The organism is Saccharothrix espanaensis DSM 44229, from assembly GCF_000328705.1.
GTDB classification, from domain to species: domain Bacteria; phylum Actinomycetota; class Actinomycetes; order Mycobacteriales; family Pseudonocardiaceae; genus Actinosynnema; species Actinosynnema espanaense.
The window spans coordinates 4,538,100-4,564,940 of sequence record NC_019673.1 but is presented as its reverse complement, the minus strand read 5'-3'; the positions used below and the strand labels follow the sequence as shown (position 1 = coordinate 4,564,940).

The window sequence follows — 26,841 nt, the reverse complement described above, 5'->3', positions numbered from 1 at the left end:
TGCCGGGCCGCGACAGCCGACAACCGCATTCACGGCCGGGGCAGGCAGGCCGCCACCTCCGCCAGCGCGTCCAGCACCGCCGGGTCCACCGAGCCCCCGATCCGCTCCGCCTCCGCCACCACCACGGTCTTCCCGTCCCGGTCCGACCCGTAGTTCAGCCCCGTGAACGACACCTCCGCCAACCCCAGCGCCGCGCCGCCCAACGGCCTCACGTCACCGCTGCCGTGCTGGTCGATCACCGACTTGAACCCGGCCGCGTCACCGGCCGACCCGAACCCGACCCACACCACCGACACCACCGCGGTGTTCCCCGCACCGTCCACCACCGCGAACAACACCCGGTCCATCGACGCGCACCGCGTCCCCCGGAAGTACTCCTGCACCCGCCCGAACGACGCAACCACGCACTCCGCCTGCTGCTTCACGGTCTGCCGCCAGCCCCGCATACCCAGCCGCTGCCACGCGCCCTCCACATCACCCTTGCGCGCCGCCCGCTGCCCCTCGACCTTCCGCGCCGACACGCTCCGCGCGGCCGCACCGTCCGCCACTCCCCCACCCGCACCACCACCGGCCCCGCCCAGCCCACCGGAGCCGACCGCGCCCATCGCCACCGCACCCGCCAGCACCACCGCGGCCGCACCACCCGCGCCCTTCGGCTTGCCCTTGCTGCTCCCGCCGCCCTTGCCACCGATCCGCCGACCGTCCGAACCCGGCATCCCGCCCCCTCCCCGAGGGCACAGGTCTAGCAACCGGAGCAGCCGGCGTCTCCCTCGAACAGCGGACAAGCCGGGGTCGATCGCACCACTACGCGCGCCGGCGGCAACCTCGCGGGCCGATCCGCCCCGTCACCCCGACCGCGGCCGGGCCACCAGCAACAACCCCAGCCCCACCACCGACAGGCCCAACCCGATCGCGTACGCGCTGCGATACCCCAGCACCTGCGACAACGCCAACAACGGGCCCGCCAGCATCGCACTGACCTTCGCCGTGTTGGTGAACATCGTCGTCGCGTACCCCGGCCGATCCGGCACGAGGTCCTGGAAGTACGAGATCCCCACGCCCATCACCGCCGAGATCACCACGGCGTGCAACACCTGCGCCGCCGCCACCTGCCACGTCGCCGTCGTCACCACCATCACCCCGTAGTACGCCAACGCCAACGCGCCACCGGCCAACACCAGCCGCCGGTAGTCGACCCGCATCGCCAGCGCACCGAACCCCAGCATGAACGGGATCTCCAACGCCGCGCACAACCCCAGCACCAGCCCCGCGTCCGACGTCGACCCGCCCAGCACGTCGGTCAGGTACAGCGGCAGCGCGTACACCCCCACCGACGTCGCACCCTGCAACAGCACGAACGCCACCGCCGAGAGCACCACCTCCCGCCGCAGCCCCGACCCCGCCGCCGGCGTCGACTCCGCCCCGCCGACCCCCAGCTCCGGCAACGTCAACGCCGTCACCACCGCCGCGACCAGGTACACCCCCGCCGCCACCACGAACAGCCCGGTGAACCCGCTCGCGTCGATCAGCAGCGCCGCCACCGGCGGACCCGCCACCCACGACACCGACACCATCGTCCGCACCGCGCTGATCGCGAACGCCCCGCGCCCCGAACCCGACCGCTCCAACGACTGCCGCGCGTAGGCGAACGTCTGCGGCATCAGGCACGACGCCACCGCCGACAACGACAACGCCACCACCAGCAACAGCCAGTAGTTCCGCAGCACCGCGAACAGCCCGAACGCCGCCGCGCCCGCCAGCGACGCCGACACGATCAAGTCGCGCCGCACCGCCCGGCCGTCCGACCACCGGCCGAGCACCGTGCTCACCGCCACCGCCGCCAACGGCATCGCCAACAGGAACGCGCCCACCGCGAACGGACCCGCCCCCAACTCCTTGATCAGGAACAACGACAGGAACGGACCCGCCAGCGCGTACCCGACCCCGGTCAGCAGGCTCACCGCCAACAACGGCAGGAACGAACGGGGACCGGACGGGACGACGGTTTCAGTCACAGCGGCCACGCCGCCAATCCTGCTCACCCGCCCACCCCGCGACGAAACGCATTCCCGACCACTGGACCGTGAGCACGGTCACCCGGACCAACCGGAGCGGCTGTTTGGCACACGGCAACCTCGGGTAATGCAGCCAGGTGAACCATCGAGGCACCGATCCGGAGAACGAAGTAGACCCGGTGGAGGTCGAGTCCCGGCTCCGCCTGGCCGTGGCGCGGCTGCGCGACCGGCTCACCGTCGCGCGCAACCACGGCCACTTCGAGTCGCTGCGCAGAACCCGCGGCAGCCGCTTCGAACGGCCGTCCGCCGAGCGCGACAGCCAGTAGGCCCACCGGCACCGGACGTGGCGGCACGCCCGCCCCCCGGTGACGCCGGACGTCTCACCGGACCCTGCCGCACCACCAGGCGCATCGATGCGGGCGGTGTTCGGAAAGCCCACGACGAGCACCACCAGCCGATGACCGACAGGTAGTCACTTTTATTCAGCACTGAAGTCATAAAGCGAATAGAAGATCAGATCGCCCGCGCCACCAGCACCGCCATGTCCAACGGCAGCGGCCGACTCTCGACCAGCTCAAAACCGTTGGCGCACAACAGTTCCCGGTACTCCCCCAGGGTGCGCTCACGGCCGTGGACGTTGTTCACCATCATGTGCACGTCCCACGCCAGCGGCAGCATCTCCAGGTGCGATTCCGGGATTGGGCGCTCGATGATCACCAGCGGCGTGCCCGGCTCGGCGGCCGCTCGGACATTGGCCAGGATCACCGCGCACCTCTCGTCGTCCCAGTCGTGCAGGATCCGGGACAGCAGGTACACCGCCCCGCCCGACGGCACCGGGTCGGCGAAGAAGTCCCCCGACGCGAACCCGACCCGCTCTGCGCACCCGTAGCCGGTCAGCACCGCCCGCGCCGACTCCATCACGTGCGGTCGGTCGAACAGCACCCCGTGCAACCCCGGCACGGCCTGTAGCACGAACCCCAGCAGGTGGCCGTCGCCGCCCGCCACGTCCACCACGAGCCCCTCGGCGGGCAGGTCCAGCGCCGCCGGGACGATCTTGAGGAACGCCGTGGCGGAGGCCATCGCGCTCTCGAACAGCCGGGCGTCCGCCGGGTTCGCCGCGAAGTGGTCGAACGGGTCCGCGCCGAACACGTGCGTGAACGCCGACTCCCCCGTCCGCACGGTGTGCTCCAGCGCGCCGAACGACCGGTAGAACATCCCGCCGTACAGCCGCGCCAGGTCGCGCTGCGACCCGTCGACGTCGCTGCGCAACAGCTCGCCCAACGGGGTCAGCGTCCACGAGTCGCCGTCGACGCCGAAGACGCCCAGCGCGGCCAGGTACCGCAGCACCCGGTGCAGGTTGTCGGGCACCGACCCCGTCCCGGCGGCGAGTTCGGCGGTCGTGCGCGCGCCGTCGGCCATCAGGTCGGCCACGCCCAACTCCGCCGCGACGGCCAGCGACCGGGTCCGCCACGCGCCGCTCATCAGGTGCAGCATGTCCCGCTTGGCCTGGTCGGGCCGGCCGACGTGGCGCAGCAGCAACGACTCCCGCTGCCCCGGCACGGTCAGCTCCATCCGCCGCTCGCCGCGGAAGTACAGGACGGTCACGTCCTCGTGCTTGTTGTACCCGCCGCCGTCCGCGACCAGCCCCGCGTCGACCAGCGACTCGTACACCCCGCGCAGCACCACGTCGTCGTCGCTGAGCGCGCGGAACGCCAGGTGCGACTCGTCCTCGCCGCCCGGCACCGCCGGGAAGTCGCCGCACAGCACGAACAGCTCCAGCTCCCGCGACCCGGTCCCGACCTCGCCGCGCACGATCCGCACGTCCAGGTCGGCACGGCCCAGCCGGCGCGCCAACCGGTCGCGCACCACGACGCTCGGCGTCGGCTCGCGCGGCGTCACGCCCAGCTCCACCAGACCCGCCACGACGTCGTCGGCCGACGGCGCGGTGACGAGTAAAGCGCTGTGCACGAAGTCGAGGTGGCGAGCCAGGTCCGTCCCCGGCAGCACGGCGTCGAGCGCGTCACCGGTCGGTGTCGCGCGGACGAACTCCACGGTGTCCGCGATGCGGCGGACGTCCTGCTCTCCCAGCCCGAAGCGCGCACCAGTGCCCAATGTGGACATTGTCGTCCCTTCCCCCAGCGATGACCGGGCCCCGCCCGCGCGGGGCGGGGACCCGTGCACGACGAAAAATTCCGTGCGACTGCGGGATCAGGGTACGACCCCCGCCGGCACCGCGGTGGACCAGTTGCCGTGCTCCACGTCGCACCAGCGCAGCAGGCCCGCGATGCGCGGCTGGCCGTCGTGCCGCCATTCCATGCCGGCTCGGCTCATCGTGCCCGGTTCGGCCAGGCGGCTGGCCCCGAGCCGGGCGAGTTCTTCGGCGGCACGCCGGAACTCCTCGCCCACCGCACCCAATCCGACGTTTTGCAGGTAACGGGCGTAAGGCCGCATGACGTCCACCGCGGCGGCCACGTCGGGCACCGCGACGATCCGCGCCACCCGGTTGCCCGCGCCGCTGAGCGGGAGCAGCTCGTCGTCCAGCACGACGGTCCACTCCAGACCGTCGGCGGCCCACACCTCGCCGGTGGGCGTGCTCGCCGCCCGCCACTCGGCGACCAGCCTGCGGTGTTGCAGCACGGTCGCGTCGTGGTCGGCCACCGTCCCGGGTGGACAGTCCGCGGCGGTGCGGCGCATCGCGTGCGCCACGTGCTCGGCCACCGCACGGGCGTGCGGCGCGGCCACCAGGTAGACCTGCGGGGACAGGCAGGCGTGCTGGTCGAGGTCGCTGCAGTCGGCGGCGATCCGGCGGGCCACCTCCACCGGACCGTGCAGCCGGAAGTACTCGTCGCCGATCACGCCGAACGACAGCTTGTGGCCGTGCTCCTCGTAGATCTGGTGCGGCGCGACCTTCGCCCGGACCGCCGCGCACGCCTGGTCGCTGCCGTAGGCGACGACGGCGTCGGCCTGCTCCAGCGCGGCGGACATCGTGGCGTCGTCGGCCCGCCCCCAGTAGGTCGCCACCACGGCGTCGGCCAGCAGCGGCTGCACCTCGTGCAGCGTGCGCAGGAACGCGGCGGTGAAGTTCGGTTCCTTGGCCGGGATCTTCGCGATCAGCGCGGCCTTCACCAGCAGCGCCCGCGCCAGCGACCGGGCGGGCAGGCCGGGGACGTTGCCGGAGAACACCGCCAGCACCACCCGGGGGCCGATCGCGGTGGTGCCGGCGCGGAAGCCGTCGAGCACCTCCGGGTCGCCCAGTTCCCGTTGCAGGGCGGCGATCAGCGACGGTGCGCGCAGGGTGCCCAGTTCGGAGTCCAGGGCGCGGTCCACGGTCTCGGTGGACATGCCGGTGACCTGCGCGGCGGCGGCCACGGCCGCGCGGCGCTCCGGGAAGTCGCGGTCGGCCCAGCGCGCGGCGGCCAGGTCGAGGGCGTCGACGATCCGGCGCACCGGCAGTTCGCGCAGCCGTTCATGCGCCCGGCGCAGGTCGGCTCCGACTGCGGCCCAGTCGGTGGGGCGCGCGCCGTGCCACGCGTGCGGCCCGGAAGTGAGGGTGAACGGCTCGGTCGGGCCCGTGACGTGCTCGGGGATCCAGGACACGCTCATCGGTCAGCGGCCCCCGGTCATCTCGTCCAGCGACAGCGAGCAGCCCCGGCTGGTGCTGCCCGCGATCCGCCCGGCGATCGCGACGCCGTGCGCGGTGGCGATGCCGACGTCGCCGGTCAGCAGGACGTGCGGGCGGTCCAGCAACGACAGGTCGGTGATCTCCAGCAGTCCCGGGCCGTGCGCGAGGTACTCGCGGGTGCGCGGGTCGCGGACCCGGGGCCCGGCGACCGGCCGCGACTCCTTGGGCCGCTCCCCCAGCGGTCCGACCGGCACGTCCGCGCCGTCGAAGTGCTGGTTGGCCAGCTCGGTCATGCCGAAGATGTTGCCGAAGCCCCCGACGCCGAACACCCGGCGGACGGTGGCGCGCAGCTCGTCCACCGGCACCACGCGGGAGCGGCCCTTGAACCCGCCGCCGTCGTACATCCGCGACCCGGCCGGCAGCTCCCACCGCCGGCCCTCGGCCTCCAGCCGGTCGCAGATGTTGACGAAGGCGAAGGTCGCGCCGATCAGCACCACCGGGCGTCCCGTGGCGACCGCCGCGTCCAGCGTCCGGGCCAGCAGCGGGTAGTCCACACCGGACGCGCCGATCACCGCCGTGCTCAGCTCCGGGTCGCCGCACTCCTCCTGGATGCGGGCCATGTCGAACGCGATGGCCATGTCCGGCGCGGCCCGCTCGGTCGGCGCGAACCGGACCACGACGGGTCTCACCCCGTCGACCAGGAGGTGGCGGCGGGCGTTGGCCTTGACCGCCAGACCCTTGAGCACCAGGCCGAGCCGGGAGTAGCGGACCACGCCCCGGACCGAGCCGGTCGTCCCGCTGGTCCGGAACACCCGCACCGGCGGCTCGTCCGGGAACAGGTGCGGGCCGCCGTCCTTGTAGGCGGTGTCGGGCACCCCCACCCCGGTGCCGACCTGCTTCCAGTACCGCGCCACGTCCGGGGCGTTGGCCACGGCCAGTTCGGTGAGCTCCTCGTGGATCGCGGCCGGATCGCCGGCCTGGTCGGTGACCAGGGCGGCCATCCGCTCGAACAGCCCGGTCACGTGCGGGTCGTCGTGCGCGACGGTCATCGACTGCCTTCCTGCGGTGGTCGGGAACAACCCCCGACGGACGCGCGGGGGTGCGATGTGGTGGCACATCTGTCCAGGTGGGCGCCGTGGCGCAGTCCTGGTGTCCATCCCGGCCGGGCAGCGACGTCGGCACGCTAGCAACGGGTGGTCTCGACCAACAAGCAACGTCCCCTGAACGCACTACCCCTGGAATTGCGGACACAGCGGGTAGCGAAGGCGTCTCAGTTCGTCACGCAGAGCAACAGCTTCGGCCGGACGCGGGTCCGGCGCTACGACTGTCGCCGGGGACCCCGGCGGCGGGTCCCCGGCTGTCCCAGGTCAGGCCGGGACGCTGGTGACGACCGCGAACTTGGCGCTGTACCGGTCGGCCAGCCACGCGAGCCGGCCCACGCCGTCGACGTCGACCGCCGGCAGCACGACCGTGCCGCCGAACTCCTCGGTCCGCACCGCCGCCGCGTCGACGTCGGCCACCTCGAAGTAGGGCAGCCAGTGCGGCGGGTGTCCCTCCGGCACCTCGGCCACCCCGGCGACCTCGCTGTTCTCGCCGCCGCCGGCGGGGGTGAACACGGTGTACTGGCCGCCCGCGACCGGCGTCCGCGCCGCGGTCCAGCCGAGCACGGCGCGGTAGAACGCCTGGGCCGCCTCGACGTCCGGGCTCTGGAGTTCGACCCAGCTCAGCGAGCCGAGTGCGCCGACCAGGTCCAGGCCGTCGGTGTCGCCGGGCTGCCAGATGGCGAACTCCGCCTCGCCGGGATCGGTGAGCTGGGCCATCCGGCCGTTGGTGAACACGTCGAACGGGTCCACCCGCACCTTGCCGCCCGCCTCGACCACGGCTTTCGCGGTGGCGTCGGCGTCGGCGGTCTGGAAGTAGACGGTCCACGCGGCGACCGCCTCGCCGTCGGTCAGCGGGCCGAGCGCGGCGACGGTCCTCCCGTCCTGCCGGAAGAAGCCGTAGCCGCCCGCTTCCGGGCCCAGGGACTGGAATTCCCAGCCGAACACCCCGGTGTAGAACGCGACCGCCCCGTCGATGTCGGGACTGCCGAGGTCGATCCAGTTGGGCACGCCGGGGGTGTAGTTGGTGGTGAGCAAGGTTCACCTTCTCTGCGAGAGGTTCCGGGCGGGCACCACGCTAGGGGACGCCGTGGCCGTAGGTCACGGGTCACCTCACCGGACCGGCCCCGCTCCGGTCCCGGCCGGCCGGGGTGGCGGTCCGGGTGCGCCGGGTGGAGTCCCACCGCGCGACGATCGTGGCCAGGGCGAGGACGGCCGACATCGTCGCGCGAGCCTCGCGCACCAGTGCACCCGATCACCGGAGCCGGGGGATCCACTGTGGCCACTGCGAAGGGCGGACGTGCGGGGTCGCGTCCACTGAGGACCCCCGTGCCAGGGCGCGGGCAGGTCGTGGCACGGCCTGACACGCGTCTGCCCGGTCGATGACATGCCCGCCGCGCACGCTCTCCCCCGACGAGAGGACGTGCAGACGAGATGAGTTACGCCTTCGAAGCGGAGGGCCTGGTCAAGCGGTACGGCAAGACCACCGCGCTGGCCGGCATCGACCTGGCCGCCCGGACCGGCACGGTGCTGGGGGTGCTCGGGCCCAACGGCGCGGGCAAGACGACGGCGGTCCGGATCCTCGCGACGCTGCTGCGCCCCGACGAGGGCCGGGCCGCCGTCGGCGGGCTCGACGTGGTCCGCGACGCCGCCAAGGTGCGCCGGATGATCGGGCTGACCGGCCAGTACGCGTCGGTCGACGAGGACCTCACCGGCACCCAGAACCTGGTGCTGATCGGGCAGCTGCTGAACCTGCGCACGGCCGAGGCCAAGGCGCGGGCGGCCGAGCTGCTCGCCGACTTCGACCTGGCCGAGGCCGCCGGGCGGCCCGCCAAGACCTACTCCGGCGGGATGCGGCGGCGGCTGGACCTGGCCGCGAGCCTGGTCGGCCGGCCGGACGTGATCTACCTGGACGAGCCCACCACGGGTCTGGACCCGGCCAAGCGCGACGACATCTGGAACGTGGTGCGCACGCTGGTCGCGGACGGCGCGACCGTGCTGCTGACCACCCAGTACCTGGAGGAGGCCGACGCGCTGGCCGACGAGATCTCGGTGATCGACCACGGCCGGGTCATCGCGCACGGCACGCCCGCCTCGCTCAAGAGCGTGGTCGGCGGCCAGACCATCCTGGTCCGCCCCGCCGACCAGGCCCGGCTCGCCGACGCCGCCGCCGTGCTGGCCGCGGTGTCGGGCAACCAGCCCGAGTCGCCGAGCCGGGGCGTGGTGACCGTGCCGGTGGAGGGCGACGCCGCCTTCACCGAGGTGGTCAAGCGGCTCGACGTGCTGGGGATCTCGGTGACGGAGCTGTCGCTGCGGCTGCCGAGCTTGGACGAGGTCTTCTTCACGCTCACCGGGCGGCACACCGAAGAGGAGGACGCGGCATGACCATGACCGCGCAACGCACCATCCCGGCACGGGTCGAGCACCGGCGGTTCGGGCTGGCCCGGCACAGCCTGGCGCTGGCCAAGCGCAGCCTGATCAAGACGGTGCGCACGCCCGAGCAGCTGCTCGACGTCACGTTGCAGCCGGTCATCTTCGTGGTGCTGTTCGTGTACCTGCTGGGCGGCGCGGTGGCGGGCTCCACGCACGACTACCTCCAGACGCTGCTGCCCGCGATCATGGTGCAGACCACGCTGTTCGGCGGCATGGCGACCGGCGTGAACCTGAACACCGACATCGGCAAGGGCGTGTTCGACCGGTTCCGCAGCCTGCCGATCGGCCGGTCCGCGCCGCTGATCGGCTCGGTGCTGGGCGACCTGATCCGGTACGTGGTGGCGGTGGTGTCGCTGCTGGTGTTCGGCTCGATCCTGGGCTTCCGGGTGGAGACCGGGTTCCTGCCGGCGCTGGCCGCGTGCCTGCTGGTGATCCTGTTCGCGTTCAGCCTGAGCTGGGCGTTCGTCCTGGTGGGCATGCTGGTCCGGGAGCCGGGGGCGGTGCAGGGCATCGCGTTCCTGGTGCTGTTCCCGCTGACCTTCGGCACCAGCATGATCGCGCCGGCGGACACGCTGCCGTCGTGGCTGCGGTCGTGGGTCGAGGTCAACCCGATCACGCACGTGATGGACGCGGCGCGCGGCCTGATGATCGGCGGCCCGGTGGCGGGACCGGTGCTGTGGACGCTGCTGTGGTCGGCCGTGTTCGTGGTCGTGTTCGCCCCGCTGGCGGTCCGCGCGTACCGCCGCCGCGCCTGACCCGCGCCCGTCCGAGCCGGCCTTCCGCTGAGGGCCGGCTCGACGCGTGTTTGCGCGCGAGAGTCCCCCGCTCCGGGCCGGTGGGTTCGAAGCCTGGCCGCGCGAACCTCTTGCCCGAAGCGCGGCCTCGCGCGTGGGGTAGGTCAGTCGGGCAGGGTGGTCAGGGCGATCGCGGTCTCGCGGTCCATCGCGCGGCCGGATGCGTAGGCCAGGTCGAACGCGGCGTCGCCCAGGTCCGCACGCAGCTTTTCGGACAGCCGCACGACGTCCAGGTGCAGCGCGTCCGGCGCGCCGCGCAACTGCTCGGCCGCGCCGAGCAGGGTGGCCGCCGCCGACGAGTCGCCTTCGGACAGCCGCACCGCCGCGCCCGCCACCGCCACCCGCGCCAACACCGGCATGTCCTGGGACAACTGGGCCTGCTCCGCGCCCTCGCGCACCAGTTCCGTCGCCGGTTCGCCGCGCGCGACGGCCAACTGGGCGTGCGCGGCGCGCATCAGCGCCACGAACTGCGGCACGACGAACGGCGCCTCGGACAGCAGCACCGACGCCGTCTCGTACTGCCGGCCCGCCTCCGCCAGGTCGCCCTCGTACCGGGCCAGGTCGCCGAGCATGACCCGGGCGAACGCCGCCCCGCGCGCGGACCACGGCCCCGGCGAGGGCCGGCTGAGCCGGCGGCCCTCCTCCTTCGCCCGCTCGACGTCGCCGAGCAGCGCGTGGATCCAGGCGAGCTGGACGCGCTCGTGCGTGACGTCGTCGTCGGGGTCGAGTTCGCGCAGCATCCGCACGGACTCCTCCAGCGCCGCCCGCGCCCCCTGCGCGTCGCCGAACGCCAGCCGCGCCTCGGCCACGCCGGTCAGCGCCTGGGACAGGCCGAAGCGGTCGCCGACCTCGCGGAAGCCGGTGATGGCCACCTCGATGTCCTCGCGGGCGCCGGCCATGTCGCCGACGTTCTCCCGCAGCGCGCCGCGCACCGCCCACAGCATCGCCCGGGTCCACGGGTCCGGGTGGTCCAGCCGGGCGTCGATCGCCGCCAGCGCCTGGTCGGTCCGGTCCAGGAACAGCCCGACCAGCGGTTCCAGCAGCACCAGCACCGGGTGGTCGGGCTCGACCGACTCGGCCAGCGCCTGCATCTGCGGCACCTGCTCGTCCAGGTTGCGGAACCCGCCCGAGATCGCGTTGTTGAGCAGCAGGAACGCCGCCACCACCTGCCGGGCCACCCGGCGCGACTCCCCCGGCACGTCCAGCGCCAGTCGGAGCCAGCCGACCGAGTCGGCCCGGTTGCCGCGCACGGTCCAGAACATGCTCATCGCCGCCGCGATCCGGACCGCGGTGTCCGCGTCGCCGCTGTCGGCCGCGAAGTGCAGGGCGGCCAGCACGTTGTCCCGCTCGGCGTCGAGCCGGGCGATCCACGCCAGCTGCTCCTTGCCGCGCACGTGCGGTTCGGCGAGTTCGGCGAAGTCCCGGTAGTACTCGGCGTGGGCGGTCCGGGCCGCGCCGATCCAGCCGCGCTCGCCGAGCCGCTCCAGGCCGTACTCGCGGATCGTCTCCAGCATCCGGTAGCGCCCGCCGTCGACCGGGTGCAGCAGCGACTTGTCGACCAGGGCGGTGAGCAGGTCGAACGCGTCCTCGCCGACCAGGTGCTCGGCGGCTTCCAGGTCGATGCCGGCGGGGAAGACGGCCAGCCGCTCGGCGAACGCGCGTTCCGCGTCGTCGAGCAGGTCCCAGCTCCACGCCACGACCGCGCGCAGCGTCTGGTGGCGCGGCATCGCGGTGCGGCTGCCGCCGGTGAGCAGCCGGAACCGGTCGTCCAGCCGGCCGGCGAGCTGCTCGGGCGACAGCGACCGCAGCCGGGCGGCGGCCAGCTCGATGGCCAGCGGCAGGCCGTCGAGCCGGCGGCAGGTCTCGGCCAGCACCGGCCGGTTGGCGTCGGTGACCTCGAACCCGGGGCGCACGGCGGCGGCGCGCTCGGCGAGCAGCCGCACGGCGGTGGTGTCGTCCAGCGGCGGCACCGGCACGATCGCCTCGCCGAACACGCCCAGCGGTTCGCGGCTGGTGGCCAGCACGCGCAGCAGCGGGCAGCGGCCCAGCAGCTCGTCGGCGAACCGGGCGGCGGCGTCCACCAGGTGCTCGCAGTTGTCCAGCACGAGCACGGCCTCGGTGCGCGAGAGCGACTCCACCAGCCGGCCCATCGCGTCCAGCCGGCCGACCGGGCGTTGCGCGGTGCGCAGCTCGCGCTGGCCCAGCGCGCCGAGCACGGCGGCCGCCACGTCGCCCTGGTCGGTCACCGGGGCCAGCTCCACCAGCCAGACGACCTGCGGCAGCCGGGCGGCGGCGGTGGTGGCCAGCCGGGTCTTGCCCGCGCCGCCGGGGCCGACCAGGGTGACCAGCCGGTGCCGGCCCAGCAGGTCGGCGACCCGCTCCAGGTCGCCCGCCCGGCCCAGGAAGCTGGTCAGCGGCATCCGCAGGTTGCCGGTGCGGGGCTGGTCGGGCGGTTCGGCCCGGAGCAGCTCCCGGTGCGTCGCGCGCAGCTCGGGGCCGGGGTCCGCGCCGAGCTCGTCGGCCAGCCGGCGGCGGACCTCCTCGTACCCGGCCAGCGCCTCGGCCGGGCGGCCGGCCGCGAACAGCGCGCGCAGCAGCAGCGCTTGCACCCGCTCGCGCAGCGGGTGCCGGGCGGCCAGCTCGGTCAGGTCGGCGACCAGGTGCCGGCCGTCGCCGGCGGCCAGCTCGGCGGCGGCGACGTCCTCGAACGCGGCCAGCCGGGCCTCGTCCAGGCCCGCGACGTGGCCGACCGCGAACGGCAGGCCCGCCACGTCGGCGAGCGCCGGCCCGCGCCACAGGTCCAGCGCCTCGCGGCCGAGCCGGCGGGCCGTCGGGGGGTCGCCGGCGGCCAGGGCGCGCCGCGCCTCGCGGGCCAGCCGGTCGAACAGGTGGGCGTCGACCGCGTCCGGCGGGAGGTCCAGGCAGTAGCCGCTGTGCGCCGAGCGCAGGGCGGCCGGGTCGGGCAGGGCGCGGCGCAGCCGGGAGACCAGCGAGCGCACCGCGCCCACCTCGTCGGCGGGCTTGTCCTCCGGCCAGAGCGCGTCGGCCAGCTCCTCCACGGTGACGGTCCGGCCGACGCCGAGCGCGAGCCGGACGAGCAGCGCGCGCACCCGCGAACCACCGACCTCGACCGGCGCGCCGTCGACGGTGACCGCCAACGGCCCCAGCACCCCCACCCGCATGGGGCCAACTGTGCCACGTGCGGGTGCGTTGCTCCGTCGGGGTGGTCTTCGGCGATCACGCGGCGCAGCGGAACAAGGGTGACCAACGCACGCACAACACGTGAGAATTTCATGAGTACTTATCGGTAATAGCTCGACCGCCCCCACTTCCGCCGACCCGGTTCACGGACAGTGACTACAGTCGCCGAATCCCGCTCGACATTCCCGACTGGACGCACGACCACGACGCTGGGGCTTCGACGCCGCGCAGGGCAGACTGCATGGGAGCGCTACCAATGCGGACCGTGGTATTCGTCCCGATCGCTCATATCAGACCCAGACGACGAATAGCGGGGGATCACGTCCGCACTATTGCGGCCCCGGGCGAACGTCCGACCATTCTTACCGTAACGATGTCACCGGTCGGGCTAACGAAGCGTCATAGACCGCGATATCCGCGCTGTGGGGACCGATTCCACGCCGGCAGTACGACTCGGCCCCCATGCCCCCCGGATGCTAACCACCAGCCACCTGGAGTGCCGGAATGAACAGCCGAGTGGTCGAACTCGAAACCGTCCTGGCCCGATCCGCACCGGACCGGCGGGAGGCCCGCCACCTGGCGGTCGAGCTCGCGGACACGCTCGACGCCATCACCGCCCGTCGCCACGTCGACCGCCTGCTGCGGTGCGTGGTCGCGTTGACCCGGATCGGCTCGGCCGACGCCGGCGAGGAACTGCTGGACGCGATGCTCGACCTGGTCGACCCGGGCAGCGACGAAGCCGCCAAGGTGCGCGACCAGCGCGCGCTGGTCGCGGTCGCGCGCGGCCGGTCCGACCTGGTCGGCCGGCACATCGCCGGGCCGTGGACCGGCGGTGCCGCCACCATGGCCACCACGCACGTCCTCGCCGAGAGCGGCAAGTGGTCCGGCGAGCCCGTCGCCGCCCCGCTGGCGGCCGCGATCGGCGTCGGCGTCGCGCGCGCCCACGCGGAGCGCATGCCCACCGCCGTGGGCGAGCACCTGCCGGCCTCGCCGGACCTGCTCGCCGACCTCGGGGACGACCCGGACACCCTCGAGGACGACCTCCGCCGCACCACCGCCACGCTCGGCGCGGACCACCCGCAGACGCTGACCGTGCTGATCAACCTCCGCTCCGCCCGGTTCCAGATCGCCCGCGACCAGGGCGGGGCCGACCACGTCGGCGAAGCCCTGGCCGACCTGCGCGAGGCCACCGACCGGACCACCTCCGCGCTGGGCCCGCACCACCCGCAGTCCCTCGTGGCGCGCGCCAACCTGGCCTCCGCCGAGTTCGAGCTGGCCCGCGTGCGGCGCTCCGCCGCGCAGGCGCAGCTCGTGCTGCCCAGCCTGCGCGGCGCGGCCGACCTCGCGGTCGCCAAGCTCGGGCCGGACCACCCCAACGCCCTGGTCGCCCAGTCGAACCTGGCCGCCGCCGAACTGGAGGTCGCCCGGGTCGAGGGCGCACCGGCCCAGGCCCGGCGCGCGCTGGACACCGTGCGCACGGCGGCCGGTCGGGCCTGCGCGATCCACGGCACGTCGCACCCGGCGGCCCGGCTGCTGGCCCGCCAGCTGCGGGCGTGCGAGGCCCAGGCCGGCGAGTTCGGCGCGCGCCGGGCGCTGGAGGACGTGCACGTGCCGGTCGAGGAGGCCGCCCGGCTGCTCGCCCGCTCCAAGCCCGCCATCCCGCTGACCCGGGGCGCGGTCCCCCGGCAGTACCCGCCGCGGCTGCTCGCGCCCGGCTCGGGCCTGGCCACCGACCCCCAGTGGCCCGACCACAGCCTGCTCGGCCGGCTGCGCGACCACACCCGGCAGGAGCTGCTGACCGTCGGCACGGTGGTGCGCTACGCCGCCGACCGGGAGCTCATCGAGCAGGACGCGCACGACACGCACGCGTTCCTGCTGCTCGACGGCGTGGTGAAGGTGCAGGTCACCGACGAGGCCGGGGACACCGCCGTGCTGGCCATCCGGGTCGCGGGCGACCTGGTCGGCGAGATGGCGGCACTGGACCACAAGCCGCGCTCGGCGACCGTCGTGACCTGCGGCGACGTCGTGGCGAAGCTGATCACCAGCGCCGAGCTGATGGCGTTCCTGCACCGCCGCAACGACATGTTCGTCGAGCTGATCAGCGTGATCGACGACCAGCTCCGCTGGGCCAACAAGCGCCGCCGGGACTTCCTGTCGCACACCGCCGCCGAACGCGTCGCCCGGGTGCTGGCCGAGCTGGTCGGCTCCTACGGGCGCGAGGAGCGCGGCGGCTGGACGCTCGGCATCCCGCTGACCAAGGTCGAGCTCGCCTCGATGGCCGGGATGAAGCCGCGCACCGCCGAGAAGGCGTTCAGCGACCTGCGCAAGGCCGGCGTCGTGGTCAGCCACTACCGGCGGGACGTCCTGGTGCCGGACCTCGACCACCTGCGGAGGTTCGCCCGGCTCAGGTGATCTGATCTCCCCCGGTCACATCGGGGCGGTGCCGTCCGTCAGGTGGGGTGACGGCACCGCGATCGGAGGAAGACGACTGTGGCTGACCACCGTGGTGGGCCGGGTCTGCCTGGACATGCTGCGCTCGCGCACGTCGCGCCGGGAGGACCCGCTGGAGGTGCACCTGCCCGACCCGGTGGTCACCAGCGCCGACGACCCGGGGCACGCGGCGGTCGTCGCCGACCCGGTCGGGCTCGCCCTGCTGGTCGTGCTGGAGACGCTGAAACCGGCCGAACGGCTGGCGTTCGTCCTGCACGACCTGTTCGGCGTCTCCTTCGACGAGATCGCACCGATCGTCGGCCGCACCCCGACCGCCGCGCGCCAACTCGCCAGTCGCGCGCGGCGGCGGGTGCGGACCGGCGCGCCGGCGCCGGACGACGTGAGCCGCCAACGCGAGGTGGTCGACGCGTTCCTGGCGGCGACTTCGACGCGCTCAAGCCCGACATGTCCTCGGTGGTGCGCGGCGCACCGGAGGTCGCGGGCCGCGCGCTCATGTTCGCCAAGCTCGCGCTGTACGCCCGCCCGGCACTGGTCAACGGCGCGGTCGGCCTGGTCAACGCCATGGACATCCTGGCCGACTTCACCCGGCTCGGGCACCTCGACCTGACCGTGCTGGGCCCCAGACGGGTTGGACCTCTGACGGGCTGGACCTCTGACGGCGTCGAGGGCACCGGGCCGGGTCAGCCGTCGGACGCGCGGAACTTCCCGGCCGGGTCCAGCCGGGCCCGGAGGTCGGCGAACCGGCGCGGCGTCGGGTCAGTGCGGTGGAACAGCTTCGCCGGGTGCGGTCGGGGCGTCCACGGCGCGAGCGCGCGCTCGACCCGGTCGATCTCCGCGGGCACGGCGTCGTCCTGCCGCCAGGTGAAGTGCAGGGCGACGCTCGACCGTTGGTGGACCGGACTGAGCCACTGGTCGTCCGCCGCGACGGTGCGGAGCTCCGAGACCAGCAGGAGGTCGCCGATCCCCAGCGCGGCCACGGCGGTCAGCGCCGCGACGGCGTGCTCGCGGGCCACGAACCACTCGGACTGGAGTTCCCGGCCGACGCTGGGGGTGAACCCGGCGCGGAAGTGCGGGAGCCGTTCGTGCCACGGTCCCGGCTCCCCCGCCTGCGGCGTGCAGTGCCGCGCCGGCTGACCGTCCACCGGGTGCCGGGGGCCGCGCGCCTCCCGCCCGGCCCACGCCAGGTCGGCGGGCGGGTCGGCGACCCGGCGCTTCACCCACAGCCGGGCGTCGCCCCGCCACCTGGTGAACGCGCTGACGCTGTAGGCGCTCGCGAACACCTCGTCGAACCGCTCGACCAGGACGGCGAACGGCACGTCCTCGTAGACCCGCTGCTCGACGTCGAACGCCGGGACCACGGCGAGTTCCAGCGCCACCACGACGCCCAGTTCGCCCAGCGACACCACCGCGCCGCCGAACTCCGGGTCGCCCCGGCGCAGCACGACCAGGCCGCCGTCCGCCGTGACCAGGTCGAGCGACTCGACCAGGTCGGACAGCGGGCGCAGGGCGTCGCCGGAGCCGTGCGTGGCCGTCGCGACCGCGCCCGCCACCGTGATGTGCGGCAGGGACGGCATGACGGGCAGCGCGAGGCCGTGGGCGTGCAGCCGCGCGGTGAGTTCGGCCAGCCGGACGCCCGCCCCGACCCGTACCGCGCGCGGACCGGCGGTGAACGCGGCCGGCAGGGCGTCGAGCTTGATCAGCGTGCCGGTGGTGACCACCAGCGGGCGGAACGAGTGCCCCGCGCCGAGCACACGCACGGCGGCGGAACCGGCGACCACCCGGCGCAGCGCGTCCACCGAGTCCGGCGACTCGACGCGGCGCGGGGTGAAGGCGAGCGTGCCCGCCCAGTTCGTGATCACCCGGTTCCGCGCACCAGGTTCGGCACCGGGCCGAAGGTCAGGCACAGGTGCAGCGGGTGCACGCCCCAGGTGTCCATCGCGTACATCGCGAGCAGGCCGCCGGAGGCGATCGACTCGGGCGTGGCCGGGCCGCTCATCGACGCCCGGCCTTCCCACAGCGGCACGTCGGCGGGCGGGGCGGGCGCGGTCTGCACCACCGACAGCCGTTGCCCCTCGTACTCCTGGACGACCAGCAGCACGTACGGCTCCTGGATCTCGCCGTCGTGCTGACCGGGTTCGACGGTGACGCACTCGCCGCGCCCGGCGGCCGCCGCGCTGACCTGGCCGACCCACTGGAAGGCGTCGACCAGCGTGGTCTGGTTCATCCCGTCGTCGGCCTCCTGGCCGCTGACCCGGCTCAACTCGGCCACGCCGGCGGCGATGTCGCCGTCGTCGGAGCGGTAGCGGTTGAGCAGCACGATGGTGGAGGAGTCCGGGTCGAGCGCCACCAGGTCGCGGAACCTGGTCTCCCCCAACGGGCTGCGCGCCAGCAGACCCCGGCCGAGCAGGTCGAGCACGGCGGCCGGGTCGTGCATCCGCCAGAACGTGCACTCCGCGCCCACCCACAGCGGCAGGTAGCCGCCGATCGGGATGCCGGGCACGACCGTGGTCAGCGTCGACCCCACCGCCGGCCCGGGACCGGCCACCGGGGCCGTCGCCGGCGCGGCCTGCTGAACCGGCTGCTGCTGAACGGGCTGCTGCTGGACGGGCTGCTGCTGGACGGGTTGCTGCTGGACGGGTTGCTGCTGGACGGGTTGCTGCTGGACGGGTTGCTGCTGGACGGGTTGCTGCTGGACGGGTTGCTGGGGCACGGGCGGCTGCTGGGGAGCAAGCGGCTGTGGCGGTGCCGCCTGCGGGGGTGCGGGTGGTGCGGCGGGGCCGGGGAACGGCGGGAGGGCGGCGAACCTCGGGTCGACGGTGCCGGTCCGGATCACGTGGTGCGCCCAGGCCCGGACCCGGGTCAGCGGGTGGTCGGCGAACTCCTGGTCGAAGCGGGGGTCGTCGCCGGCGTGGAATGGCAGCCGGCCCTTCAGCTCCGGCGCGTACGGGTGCGGCATGAGCCACCGCTCGAAGCCGACCCGGGCCGCCAGGACGGCCTCGCGCACGCCGGTCGTGCCGCGCTCGACCGCCTGCGTCATCAGCACCGCGCTGGAGCCGGCGCGCGGCACGGTGAACGACGCGACGAACACCTGCCCGCTCGGCTGGTTCGGGATGGGCAGCTTGAGCACCTGGAACAGCGCGGGCACGCCGCCGAGCAGCAGGGTGTGCGCCTCGATGAGGCAGCCGGACTCGCCGTAGATCACCGCCAGGTCGTGCCGCAGCCCGGGGAGGTCCTCCAACGCGGCCGGCAGGTCCGGGACCAGGTCGAAGTACTGGAGGCTCACCCGGTCGCCGGTCGCCGGGTTCACCCAGGTCGTCGGGTCCTGCTGCTGGAGGCCGGTCGTGTCGAATGCGATGGGCACCCCCAGACCCTATTGGTGGACCACCCGACCGTGCGGGCGGTGGCCCTCATCCGCAGCCGCCGCGGGCGGATCACGGCGGACACCGCGCCACGCCGGACGCCGACGCCAGAGTGCCCTCCACGAGGCTGAACCGGTGGCCGATGCGCTTGCGCGCGCCGTGCGCGAACGGCACGAACGCCAAGCGCGGCGGCAGGGTTCTCCGTGGAGCAGACGCCGTTGCCCGCGGTGCTCGGAGTCCGGGCAGAACGCGGGCCGACCGGCTCGCGGGCGCGGATGCGGACCAGGTCGCCCTGCCGATCAGCGACGACAGGACCTCGACCGCGTCGACGCTGTGAGCACCGGCACGGCCGAGGCCGGTGAAATGGCCGGTAGAATCGTTTCAGTTGCTAACCAATCGTGCTCACCATTCGCCAACGGTCGCGGTCAGCGCCGACACGGGACACGTCCACGGGAGCGAGATGACCGCCACCACCGCCGAGTCCACCGCGCCCGCCGTCCGGGGCGGACTGCCCGCGATGGCCGCCCTGGCCCTGGGCGGGTTCGCGATCGGCACCACCGAGTTCGCCACCATGGGCCTGCTGCCGCAGATGGCGGGCACCTTCGACATCTCCATCCCGACGGCCGGGCACTCGATCAGCTTCTACGCGCTCGGCGTCGTCGTCGGCGCGCCGCTGATCGCCTCCCTGGGCGCGAAACTGCCCCGCAAGGGCCTGCTCCTCGCGCTGACCGTCGCGCTGGCCACCGGCAACGCGCTCTCCGCGCTGGCCCCGAACGCGGGCCTGCTGATGGTCGCCCGGTTCGTCGCGGGCCTGCCGCACGGCGCGTACTTCGGCATCGCCGCCGTAGTGGCCACCTCCCTCGTGCCGCCGGAGCGGCGCGGCACCGCCGTGGCCCGGGTGATGGTCGGGCTGACCTTGGCGAACCTGCTCGGCGTGCCGGTGGCGACCGCCGCCGGCCGGGAGATCGGGTGGCGCGCGGCGTACGTGGCGGTGGCCGTGATCGCGGTCGTGACCACCCTCGCGCTGGCCCGGTGGCTGCCGCACGTGCCCGCCGCGCGCAACGCGGGCGTGGGGGCCGAACTGCGCGCGTTCCGCCGCCCGCAGGTGTGGTTCGCGCTGGTCACGGGCATGGTCGGGTTCGGCGGGATGTTCGCCGTCTACTCCTACATCGCGCCGCTGACCACCGAGGTGACGGGGCTGCCCGGCGGCGCGGTGCCGTGGATGCTGGCGGTGTTCGGGCTGGGCATGACGGTCGGCGCGACGCTCGGCGGCCGGTTGGTGGACCGCTCGGTGATGGGAACGGTGTTCGGCGCGCTGGTCTCGGTGACCGCGGTGCTGGCGCTGTTCGGCCTGACCGCGACCAACGCCGTGATGGCGTTCGGCCTGGTGTTCCTGCTCGGGTTCGTGTCCCAGGTGCTGGCCTCCGCGCTACAGATCCGGCTGATGGACGCCTCGCCGGACGCACCGTCGCTGGCGTCCTCGTCGAACCACTCGGCGCTCAACATCGCCAACGGCGCGGGCGCGTGGCTGGGCGGTCTGGCGATCACCGCCGGGTGGGGCTACACGTCGACCGCATGGGTCGGCGTCGCGCTGAGCCTCGCCGGGCTGGCCGTTGCCGGGGTATCGGTACTGGTAGAGCGGTCGGCAAAAATCTTGTAAGGACGGGAACAAGAAAGTTGAGTCGGTCGTTGGCAACTACGAGCGGCGCGGACGACCCGCCGCGACCATGACCGACTGGTGTGGAAGGAACCTGTGACGATGTTGATGCGCACCGACCCGTTCCGCGAGCTCGACCGGCTCACCCAGCAGTTCTTCGGTGCGAACGGGACCTCCGCGCGTCCCGCCCCCGTGCCGATGGACGCCTACCGCGACGGCGAGGAGTTCGTCGTCCAGTTCGACCTGCCGGGCGTCCACGCCGAGTCGATCGACCTCGACGTGGAGCGCAACGTGCTGACCGTGCGCGCCGAGCGCCCCGCCGCCGGCGACCGCGAGTACCAGGTGGCCGAACGGCCGCGCGGGCAGTTCAGCCGGCAGCTCTTCCTCGGTGAGGCGCTGGACGCCGAGCGGATCCGGGCCAACTACGAGACCGGCGTGCTGACCCTGCGGATCCCCGTCGCCGAGCGCGCGAAGCCGCGCAAGATCGCGGTCACCGGGGACGTCGAGGCCAAGCAGATCGACGCCTGACACTCCGCGCGTCGGCCGGCCGACGCCCCGCGTGACGACCGGTTGGCACGCCGCACGACGACGGGCCCCGGAGGACGAGCGTCCTCCGGGGCCCGCGCGCGTCATCCCTTGTCGCTCACCGCGTGGTCGGCCGGAAGACCACGTCGAGCCAGAAGTTCGTCGTTCCCGCCGAGATCGTCGGCATCCCGTTGTCGTCGGCGTAGTACGAGGTCGGCCCGGTCGCCGGGGTGGTCAGCGGCGGTGAGTCCACCCGGTACCCGTCGAAGTAGGTCCTGCTCCGCGACGGGTGCGCGCCCGGTGTGTAGCTCGCGACGTAGTCCGTTCCGGCGGTCACCGGCACCGGCGTCTCGAACGTGAGGGTCTGCCAGCCGGTCGCGGTCTCCTCGGTGAAGGTGCCCGTGGCCAGGCGGGTGCCGTCCACCGCCCACAGCGAGCCGGTGTGCGGGCCCGGGTTCCACCCGGTCTTGTGGAACTTCACGCCGGTCACCGTGCCGTCGACGGTCGGCGCGAACCTGATCCCGACGTTGTTGTAGTGGACGAGCGGTTCCCACGCGAGATCGGGCACGGCCGCGCTGCTGAACAGCGAGCACGGACATTCCTGCGTCGACGTGGTGGTGAACCGCCACGTCGTGGGCTGCGGCTCGTAGTTCGCCGTCTCGTCGGCGGCGCGGACCACGACCGTGTGCCGGGTGTTGGCCGACAGGCGCGCGTCGGGCGTCCAGACGACCGTGTGGCCGTCCGGTGTGCGGGTGAGCTTGCCCGCGATCCGCGCGCCACCGCCGTCGGTGACGGTGACCGTGGTGTTCGTCAGGTCGATCGGCTCGTCGAAGGACGCGGTGACGGGGCCGGTGAGGTCGACCTCGGTGGCGTCGGTCAACGGCGTGTGGCTGCTGTGCACCGGGGGCACGACGTCGCCGCTGAACGTGAAGACCACGTCCACCCAGTACTGGTTGCCGTTGTAGCTGGTGGTCGGGAACGCTCCGCCGGTCGCGTAGACGCCGTTGGGGCTGTCCCCGTTGTTGCGGTCGGCCGACAACGGCGGCGAGTCGACGCCGCGCGGCTGGAAGAAGCTCGACTCCAGGGCGTACTGGCCGTTGGGGGCGGTGTAGGACGCCACGTAGACCTGGCCCGCGCGGATGTCGACCGGCGTCGCGAACGCCAGCGTCTGCCACCCGGCGGTGGTCTCGTCGACGAACGTGCCGGTGGCCAGCCGCGTGCCGTTGGCGGCCCACAGCGTGCCGGTGTGCGTACCGGTGTTGGCCGCGCCCTTGTAGAACCGGACGCCGGTCACCTTGCCGTTGTAGACGGCCTGGAACCGCACGCCCAACTCCGAGGAGACCGGGCTGGCCACGGACTGCGTGGTCGGCACGGTCGCGGTGCTGAACAGCGAGCACGGGCAGTCGGCCCGGGTCTGCGTGGTGAACGACCACGACGTGGTGGCGGAGGAGTTGCCGTTGACGTCGGCCGCGAGCGCGTTCACGGTGTAGCGCGTCCCGGGTGCCAGCCGGCCGTTGGGCGTCCAGACGACCGTCTTCAGGTCTTCGGACAGCCGTGACGTGCCGAGCAGCTTCACGCCGCCCGGGTCGGTCAGCCACACCTGCGGCGACGCCGGGTCGATCGGTTCGCTGTAGGTCAACGACACCGACCGGCCGACGGGCACGCCCGTGGCGTCCGTGGCGGGCGTGCCGGCGACCAGGGTCGGCGGGGTGCGGTCGCCGTTGAGGCCGTTGCGGTAGATCACGTCGACCCAGTAGTTGTTCTGGTTGTGGCTCGCGGTCGGGAAGCCGCCGCCGTAGCGGAACACGCCGTTGGCCCCGTCCACGCCGGTCTGCAACGCGCGGATGCCGCCGTAGCCCGCCGGGTCGCGGAAGAAGTCCGGGTCGACCGCGTAACGGCCGTGGGGCGCGAAGTACGACACGACGTAGGTCGTGTTGGCCTGCACGGTCACCGGGTTGAGGAACGTCAGGGTCTGCCAGCCGGTCGTGGTCTCGTCGGCGAACGTGCCGGTAGCCAGCAGCAGGCCGGTCGACGACCAGAACGAGCCGGTGTGCGTGCCGGTGTTGCCCGCGCCCTTGTAGAACCGGACGCCCAACACCTCGCCCCGGCCGTTGAACTGGACCTTCACCCCGAGCTCGACGGCCGCCGGGTCGCCGGTGGCCGGTTCGAGCGGGGTGGCGAAGTCGTCCCAGACGGTGCACGGGCAGGCCGCCGGCCGGGTCGCGCCGGTGGTGAACACCCAGCTGTGCGAGTCGGTCGGGTTGCCGACGGCGTCGCGGACGCGCGCCTGGGCGGTGTAGGTGGTGCTGGCGGTGAGCGCGGCGGAGGGCGCGAACCGCGCGGTGGAGCCGCCGCCGATCACCGTCGTGGAACCGGTGACCGGGCCCGCCGGGCCGGTCAGCGAGAACTCGACGGCGGCCGGGTCGACCACCTCGTCGTAGGAGGCGGTCAACGCCGTGGACAGCGCGACGCTGCCCGCCCCGCCGACCGGCGAGGTGCCGGTCAGCGCCGGCGCGCGGGTGTCGACGCCGGGCTCGGTCGCCCACACCACGTCGACCCAGTAGTTGGCGTCCTGCGCCGTCTGGTCGGGGAAACCGCCGCCGGGGTGGAACACGCCGTTGCCGTTGCCGGGCGTGGACCGCTCGCCGGTCAACGGCTCCAGGTAGCGGGCGGACTGGGCGAAGTAGCCGGTGTCGGCGGAGAAGTGCCCGGTGGGCGACAGGTAGGACACGACGTGGGTCCGGTTGGCCTCGACCTCGACCGGCGACGGGAACAGCAGCGTCTGCCAGCCGCCGGCCGTCTCGTTGGTGAAGGTGCCGGTGGCCAACCGGACCCCGGTGGTGCTCCACAGGCTGCCGGTGTGCGTGCCGGTGTTGCCGGGCCCCTTGTAGAAGCGGACGCCGCGCACGAACCCGGACGTGGAGGACCGCCACTTCAGCCCCAGTTCGACGGCAGCGCCGTCGCTGAGGTCGGGGACGCCCGGCGCGTCCGTGTCACCCCACAGGCCGCACGGGCAGGTGCGCGGCGCGACGGAGGGCGTCGCCGACGCGGTGCTCACCGTGGCCTGGGCTGCGTCGAGCGCCCGGACCCGCAGTTGCGCCTGGCCGGAGGTGGTGGGCGTGTAGCGGGAGGTCCACGTGGTCGCCCCGGCCGACCAGCCGGCCGGCCGCCACAGCGCGCCGCCGTCCGTGGAGACCTCCACCGCGGCGACCGCCGCGGGCTCGCCGACCGTGCCGGAGAACGTGTAGGGCTCGCCGACCGAGGCGCCGGACGGAACCTCGGTGAACCCGACCGCCGGAGCCGCCGCCACCGCCTCCGCCACGGCCCGCGGCACGGCCACCGCCGGGACCAGGACAGCGGCGAAGACGACGACTGCGAGCAGCCGTGCCCACGCCGCGGTGGATCTGTGCCGGAAGGCACCGGATAAGGACATGGCTTTTTCCTGCCTCTCCCCCAAGGCCACGCGGCCCCGGTTCCACGCCGGGCATCGGTGGCGCAGTGCGGGCCGTTACCGGGAAGGCCGATTGGACCAAAGGACAGCAAGGGTGAGAACACTTGCGGCACAGCAACTTCCGCCATTCCCCCGGTGGCTCCCGGGGCCACCTGCGCCAGTGGCCGCTAGCCCCTACAGCGGCAGGCCGGCACCGCGCGGGTGATCCCCGCGCGAAGAACCGCAGGTGAGGCGAGACTCCCGCATCAGTGCGGAAAACGCCGAACTGCGGCCTGCGCCGTGCGCGCGGTCAGAGCGGGTAGGGAGAGCGAGGAAGATTCATGATCGGATCGCACTGTTCGCAGCGGACCCGGCCCGGACGGATCCACAACAGGGCGTTGTCGCATTGTTCGCACCGCACCGCGGAATGCGAGAACTTTTCGGCGGCGTAGCGGGCGGATCGTCCGGTAAGCGACTCGTAGAGCGCGAGCCCTTCCGGCGGCACCAGGACGACCTCGCGGCGCGGGGTCAGCAGCGGCACCGCGCGCCCGGACGGGACGAAGTAGGCCACCTTGTCCAACGTGACCTGGTGCCACGCGACGAACTGCGGGTGGAACCTGCCGCAGGGACGGTGCTTCCCGGCCGGGCACTTGCCGCCGAAGTCGTGGACGGTGCACTTGACGGCCTGCACCTTCTTCAGCCCCGTCGCCTGCGCGGTGCCCCTGGGCGGCAGGGCGTCCCACGCGATGTGGTTGCAGCCCACCGACGGCACCCGGTGGAACCACTTCGGGACACGGTCGGCGGCGGTGAACCACAACGACAACCAGCCGGCCCGACCCGCACGCGTGGTGCGCTGGTGCGCGACCGCCGCGGTGAGGCGGGAGTGTTCGAGTTGCACGCCGGTACGCGTCCGGCCGTGGATCGCCACGTCGAGCACGTTCCCGGCGGACGTGCGAAAGGACCTCTCGCTGGAGAACTCGGCATCCTGCCCCGCGCGGTACCAGTACTCCCGCTGCCGCTGGTGCTCGTCGGTCTCCGCCACGATCTCGTGCGCGCCGTGCGAACCGGGCCGCCCGCCCGCGAAGTGGCTCGCGAAATACCGGCCGTCGACCTCCCGCACGAACAACTCGTCGTCTTCGGGCTGTTCGAGGCAGAGCAGCACCCGATCACCGCGCCGCACTTCGCCGCGCAACGCCACTATCGCGCAACGGTCGGCGGCGGAAAGGCAGTCGAGGTCCACTTCACGGCCTCCCGGAACCAAACGGACACGCGCCACGACCGCCACCTCCACGGACCGAGAGCCGACTCCCTTCGACGTTCCCCCAACTCCCGCCCGATTTCCACCGGGTCGCACCGATGGAGCAACCGCCGGCCACGACGGGTCGACGGGTTTGCGAAGCTGGGCCGGTGACGATCATTTCTGCGTTGGGGGCGCTGACCGCCGGTGAACGGGACCGGGCGCGCGAGTTCGCGGCCCGGGTCGGTTCACCGCTCGGCACCGCGTTGGCGGAGTACCTGGGCAGTGACGCGGACGGGACGGTGTACGACCGGCCGGCCGCGTTCCAGGCGTTCATCGACGGCGGCGGGAACGTCGGGCTGTACGAAGCGGTGAGCGGGGCGTTGACCGCGCTCTACGACCGGGTGCGGCCCGGCGCGCTGCTGGACGTCGGGTGCGGCGACGGGCGGGCGTTGGTGCCCGCACTGGCCGGCCACCGGCCCCGGGTCACCGTGGTGGAGCCGTCCACGGCGTTGCTGCGGACCGCCGTCGAGCGGCTGCCCGACGGGCTGGTCGTGGACGCGCGCAACACCGGGGTCGAGGAGTTCGTGACCGGACCCGGGCGGCACGACGTGGCCCAGTCGACGTTCGCGCTGCACGCGCTCCCGCACGACGTCCGCGACGCGGTCCTGGCCGCCCTCGCCCCGCACGTCGGGACGCTGGCCGTGGTCGAGTTCGACGTGCCCGACCTGTCGCCCCAGCGGCGGCTGGAGTTCCTCGCCGAGACCTACGAGCGCGGGCTGGCCAAGTACGACGACGACCGCGACCTCGTCGCGCAGGGGTTCCTGATGCCGGTGCTGACCGGGCAGCTGCTGCCCGGCGCGGTGCGCTCCACCTGGGAGCAGCCGGCCGCCGCCTGGGTCGCGCAGGTGACCCGCGCCGGGTTCGCCGACGTGGAGATCACGCCGCTGTTCGACTACTGGTCCTCGCCCGCGTTCCTGCTCACCGCCACCGGCTCGGCCTGACCCGTCCGCCGGG

20 protein-coding genes are annotated in these 26,841 nt (G+C 73.5%); 8 read left to right on the top strand and 12 right to left on the bottom strand.

The genetic code is table 11. From position 1 onward, the window contains the following. Positions 1-29 precede the first annotated feature (29 nt). Both BN6_RS20115 and BN6_RS20110 read right to left on the bottom strand, forming a co-directional pair. Positions 30-716, bottom strand: a complete 687-nt coding sequence (locus BN6_RS20115; protein ID WP_015101556.1) for a hypothetical protein — start codon at positions 714-716, stop codon at positions 30-32. A 129-nt stretch (positions 717-845) separates the two neighbouring features. Further along, positions 846-2,024 (bottom strand): sugar efflux transporter, encoded by a 1,179-nt coding sequence (locus BN6_RS20110; RefSeq protein WP_063641820.1) that lies wholly within the window; start codon positions 2,022-2,024, stop codon positions 846-848. 128 nt (positions 2,025-2,152) lie between these two features. Between BN6_RS20110 and BN6_RS45830 the strand changes: the two genes are divergently transcribed. After that, complete coding sequence (locus BN6_RS45830) at positions 2,153-2,341, top strand: hypothetical protein (protein ID WP_015101553.1); 189 nt, start codon at positions 2,153-2,155, stop codon at positions 2,339-2,341. Positions 2,342-2,528: 187 nt separating this feature from the next. Here the strand turns inward: BN6_RS45830 and BN6_RS20105 are convergent, their stop codons facing one another. The 5 genes from BN6_RS20105 to BN6_RS49680 form a co-directional block, all read right to left on the bottom strand. Next, positions 2,529-4,136 carry a methyltransferase gene (locus BN6_RS20105; protein ID WP_015101552.1) on the bottom strand — a complete coding sequence of 536 codons (1,608 nt, stop codon included), beginning with the start codon at positions 4,134-4,136 and terminating at the stop codon, positions 2,529-2,531. Positions 4,137-4,223: 87 nt separating this feature from the next. Continuing rightward, positions 4,224-5,618 (bottom strand): acyl-CoA reductase, encoded by a 1,395-nt coding sequence (locus BN6_RS20100; protein ID WP_015101551.1) that lies wholly within the window; start codon positions 5,616-5,618, stop codon positions 4,224-4,226. Positions 5,619-5,621: 3 nt separating this feature from the next. Beyond that, on the bottom strand, positions 5,622-6,686 hold the full coding sequence (locus BN6_RS20095; RefSeq protein ID WP_015101550.1) for an ACP synthase: 1,065 nt from the start codon (positions 6,684-6,686) through the stop codon (positions 5,622-5,624). Between the two features lie 318 nt (positions 6,687-7,004). Continuing rightward, a complete protein-coding gene (locus BN6_RS20090; RefSeq protein WP_015101549.1) occupies positions 7,005-7,775 on the bottom strand; it encodes a VOC family protein in 771 nt (256 codons plus the stop codon). A 70-nt stretch (positions 7,776-7,845) separates the two neighbouring features. After that, entirely contained in the window at positions 7,846-7,980 is a 135-nt protein-coding gene (locus BN6_RS49680; RefSeq protein ID WP_269454346.1) for a hypothetical protein, read from the bottom strand. Between the two features lie 191 nt (positions 7,981-8,171). Between BN6_RS49680 and BN6_RS20085 the strand changes: the two genes are divergently transcribed. Continuing rightward, positions 8,172-9,122, top strand: a complete 951-nt coding sequence (locus tag BN6_RS20085; RefSeq protein WP_015101548.1) for a daunorubicin resistance protein DrrA family ABC transporter ATP-binding protein — start codon at positions 8,172-8,174, stop codon at positions 9,120-9,122. Next, positions 9,119-9,925 (top strand): ABC transporter permease, encoded by an 807-nt coding sequence (locus BN6_RS20080; protein ID WP_015101547.1) that lies wholly within the window; start codon positions 9,119-9,121, stop codon positions 9,923-9,925. The genes BN6_RS20085 and BN6_RS20080 overlap by 4 nt, the downstream gene beginning before the upstream one ends. Positions 9,926-10,068: 143 nt before the next feature. Here BN6_RS20080 and BN6_RS20075 read toward each other — a convergent pair whose 3' ends face one another. Next, the gene (locus BN6_RS20075) at positions 10,069-13,146 is read right to left on the bottom strand and encodes a BTAD domain-containing putative transcriptional regulator (protein ID WP_041313373.1); all 3,078 of its coding nucleotides are present in this window, start codon (positions 13,144-13,146) and stop codon (positions 10,069-10,071) included. A gap of 523 nt (positions 13,147-13,669) precedes the next feature. On the opposite strand from BN6_RS20075, the gene BN6_RS48950 reads away from it, so the two are divergent. Further along, complete coding sequence (locus tag BN6_RS48950) at positions 13,670-15,577, top strand: Crp/Fnr family transcriptional regulator (RefSeq protein WP_015101545.1); 1,908 nt, start codon at positions 13,670-13,672, stop codon at positions 15,575-15,577. Between the two features lie 28 nt (positions 15,578-15,605). After that, on the top strand, positions 15,606-16,223 hold the full coding sequence (locus BN6_RS48945; RefSeq protein WP_015101544.1) for a sigma factor-like helix-turn-helix DNA-binding protein: 618 nt from the start codon (positions 15,606-15,608) through the stop codon (positions 16,221-16,223). 73 nt (positions 16,224-16,296) lie between these two features. On the opposite strand, the gene BN6_RS48940 is transcribed toward BN6_RS48945, so the two are convergent. Both BN6_RS48940 and BN6_RS47920 read right to left on the bottom strand, forming a co-directional pair. After that, a complete protein-coding gene (locus BN6_RS48940) occupies positions 16,297-17,475 on the bottom strand; it encodes an FAD-binding protein (protein ID WP_041313371.1) in 1,179 nt (392 codons plus the stop codon). Beyond that, a complete protein-coding gene (locus tag BN6_RS47920) occupies positions 17,472-18,977 on the bottom strand; it encodes a hypothetical protein (RefSeq protein ID WP_015101542.1) in 1,506 nt (501 codons plus the stop codon). The genes BN6_RS48940 and BN6_RS47920 overlap by 4 nt, the downstream gene beginning before the upstream one ends. A 458-nt stretch (positions 18,978-19,435) precedes the next feature. Between BN6_RS47920 and BN6_RS20050 the strand changes: the two genes are divergently transcribed. Further along, positions 19,436-20,635, top strand: a complete 1,200-nt coding sequence (locus BN6_RS20050) for an MFS transporter (protein WP_015101540.1) — start codon at positions 19,436-19,438, stop codon at positions 20,633-20,635. Positions 20,636-20,734: 99 nt separating this feature from the next. After that, positions 20,735-21,160 (top strand): Hsp20/alpha crystallin family protein, encoded by a 426-nt coding sequence (locus BN6_RS20045; protein ID WP_015101539.1) that lies wholly within the window; start codon positions 20,735-20,737, stop codon positions 21,158-21,160. A gap of 115 nt (positions 21,161-21,275) precedes the next feature. On the opposite strand, the gene BN6_RS20040 is transcribed toward BN6_RS20045, so the two are convergent. Beyond that, a complete protein-coding gene (locus BN6_RS20040; RefSeq protein ID WP_015101538.1) occupies positions 21,276-24,590 on the bottom strand; it encodes a DUF4082 domain-containing protein in 3,315 nt (1,104 codons plus the stop codon). A 307-nt stretch (positions 24,591-24,897) separates the two neighbouring features. Beyond that, positions 24,898-25,863, bottom strand: coding sequence for a hypothetical protein (locus tag BN6_RS20035; RefSeq protein WP_015101537.1), 966 nt, complete (start codon positions 25,861-25,863; stop codon positions 24,898-24,900). Between the two features lie 131 nt (positions 25,864-25,994). Between BN6_RS20035 and BN6_RS20030 the strand changes: the two genes are divergently transcribed. Then, a complete protein-coding gene (locus BN6_RS20030) occupies positions 25,995-26,828 on the top strand; it encodes a class I SAM-dependent methyltransferase (protein ID WP_041313365.1) in 834 nt (277 codons plus the stop codon). Positions 26,829-26,841 lie beyond the last annotated feature (13 nt).